Below are 2291 nucleotides of genomic sequence, written 5' to 3'. Positions count from 1 at the left end.
ACGTGGTCGGGGTGTGGCACGCCGGTGAAGTCGGTGCCGCCGAAGCAGATCAGCGCCCGCTCGTTGAGTTCCGCGCAGGCGGCGCTGATCATGTCCACCGTGGCCGCGGGTGATTCGACCGGAATACTGCCGGAGCCGAAGCAGATCGGCGGCGTGCCCTGCGCGATCCACGACAGCACCTCGTCGTCGGAGTCGGTCGTCAATTCCATTGTCAGCGAACCGACGAAGGGCCGCTGGCCGCCCCATTTCGCCCACTCCTCGGCGAGGCCGGGGAAGCACACGTCATCGTAGGCCTGAATTTCCAAGGAACCGCGTTCGGCGATCCGCCGGGGCGACGCGACGGTCGCGGTGGCCAGCCCGAGGTCGCGGCGTTGCCGGTCTTCGGCCCGCTTGTTCATGCGCCAGCACATCCAGTCGTAGACGCTCATGCCGGTGCGCACCAACGGCTTGGGCATTCGTGGGATCAGTTGACCGTTGGGCCGCATCGGAATGTAGTGCAGGGTGGCCATCGGAATGCCGTAGTAATCAGCGACATTCACGGCGAGATCCTGGTAGAGCTGGCCGCTGAAGATGAGGTCGGCTCCCGCCCCCACCGACATCAGCGACGCGCTCATCTCCTGCCAATTCCGCAGCACGGGCTCCCACGCATCGCGGATCAGCTTGATCGGGTTGCGCACGAAATTCTTCCGAAAGTCACGGATGAATTCGTCGCTCCAGAAGTCGTGCATATCGGGGCCGTAGGCGATCGCCGGGAGACCGGCCTTCTGCGCCAGCTCCACCAGGTTCGGCGGGACGGCCATGCGCACCTCGTGGCCCCTGCGCATCAGTTCACGACCGATGGTGAGGCACGGCTCGATGTCGCCACGCGTTCCATAGCTCGCCACAGCAAATTTCATCGCGACCGTAACCTTAATCACTCTCCGTCAGCATGGGCAACTTCGGCGAGTCGCCGGTGGCCTGCGAATTGCAGATCATCGCTGGCCAATGCGCTTTCCTAGAGGAAAAGGCGGAACGGCGATGCAACGCCTTCGGCGATTGCAACGAAAATGAATTACATCGCAGTAGCGGTGTGGTGAATTCTGGCAAAGCCAATGTCATCGGCCTTTCCCCCGGACCGTAGCACTGTGACGACCTTCGAGCAGCGCAGGCATCGTCGGCTGAGGATACATTGTGCCAGAGGACCGTCGGCGTGTCTTTGGAAACCGCGCGATTTCGTATCCGCCACAGATGGCTCCGAAAAGCGCAATTTACCGACGCTTTTCGGGGCATATTTTCCCCGGCGCTTGCGGACCCGCTCAGGCGCGGCTGCGCGCTCGGGCGAAATTCTCGACGAGATCGGCGGCCTTGCGGACGCTGTCGGCGGGCTTGGTCATGTGGCTGGCGATCTGCCGGGCGCGCACCGCGTAATCCGGCGCCAGCACCCGGCGCAGGTCGGCGGTGAGGGTTTTCCGGGTCGTCGCCGAAAAGCGCCGCGTCGTCCCGACTTTCAAGCGTTTGAGCTGCGCTCCCCAAATGGTCTGGTTGGCGTCCATGGACAGGATCACGGTGGGAACGCCCGCGCGCATGCTGGCGGCCGTGGTGCCTGAACCGCCGTGGTGGACGACCGCGCGGCAGACCGGGAAGATCGCCGCGTAATTGACCGCTCCCACCACCTTCACGTGCTCGAAAGACGGCGCACTGCTGAAATCGCTGTAGCCGGCGCAGATCAACGCCCGCTCCCCCAGCTCGGCGCACGCGGCGCCGATCATTTCCACCGTCGCGGCCGGGGATGCCACGGGCATGCTGCCGAATCCGAAACAGATCGGCGGGGTACCGGCGGCAATCCACGACGCGACCTCGTCATCGGCGCCGGTGGCCAGCTGCATCGTCAACGTGCCGACGAACGGTCGCTGGTCACGCCAGTCGGCCCACTCGTCGGCCAAGCCCGGGAAGCACACCTCGTCGTAGGCCTGAATTTCCAGCGACCGCCGTTCGATGATTCGCCGGGGCGACGGCCCCGTCGCCTTCGGCAGACCCAGCTCGCGGCGTTGGGCGTCCTCGACCTTCTTGTTCAGGCGCCAACAGAACCAGTCGAACCCCACCATCGACGACCGCGCCAATGGCGCGGGAAGCAAAGACACCACCTGCCCGTTGGGCCGCATCGGGACGTGGTGCAGGGTGGCCAACGGGAGGTCGTAATACTCGGCAACGTTCGCTGCGGGTTCCTGGTAGCTCTGGCCAGCGAAGATCAGGTCAGCCCCGTCGGCCAGGGAAAGCAGCGTCGTGTTCATGTGGCGCCAGCATTGGTCGCT

General features: G+C 64.8%; 3 protein-coding genes. 1 reads left to right on the top strand and 2 read right to left on the bottom strand.

Annotation, left to right across the window (positions count from 1 at the left end):
- Positions 1-896 (bottom strand): glycosyltransferase (locus A5714_RS24290; RefSeq protein WP_082959949.1); only part of this gene is annotated, 896 nt, incomplete at its 3' end.
- Positions 897-928: 32 nt separating this feature from the next.
- On the opposite strand from A5714_RS24290, the gene A5714_RS26405 reads away from it, so the two are divergent.
- Positions 929-1120, top strand: coding sequence for a hypothetical protein (locus A5714_RS26405; RefSeq protein WP_156747270.1), 192 nt, complete (start codon positions 929-931; stop codon positions 1118-1120).
- A gap of 175 nt (positions 1121-1295) precedes the next feature.
- Here A5714_RS26405 and A5714_RS24285 read toward each other — a convergent pair.
- On the bottom strand, positions 1296-2291 hold a 996-nt coding region (locus A5714_RS24285; protein ID WP_068282785.1), incomplete at its 5' end, for a glycosyltransferase.

Source organism: Mycobacterium sp. E2462 (assembly GCF_001672685.1).
In the GTDB taxonomy this organism is placed as follows: Bacteria; Actinomycetota; Actinomycetes; order Mycobacteriales; family Mycobacteriaceae; genus Mycobacterium.
This window is presented reverse-complemented; position numbering and strand designations above follow the sequence as displayed.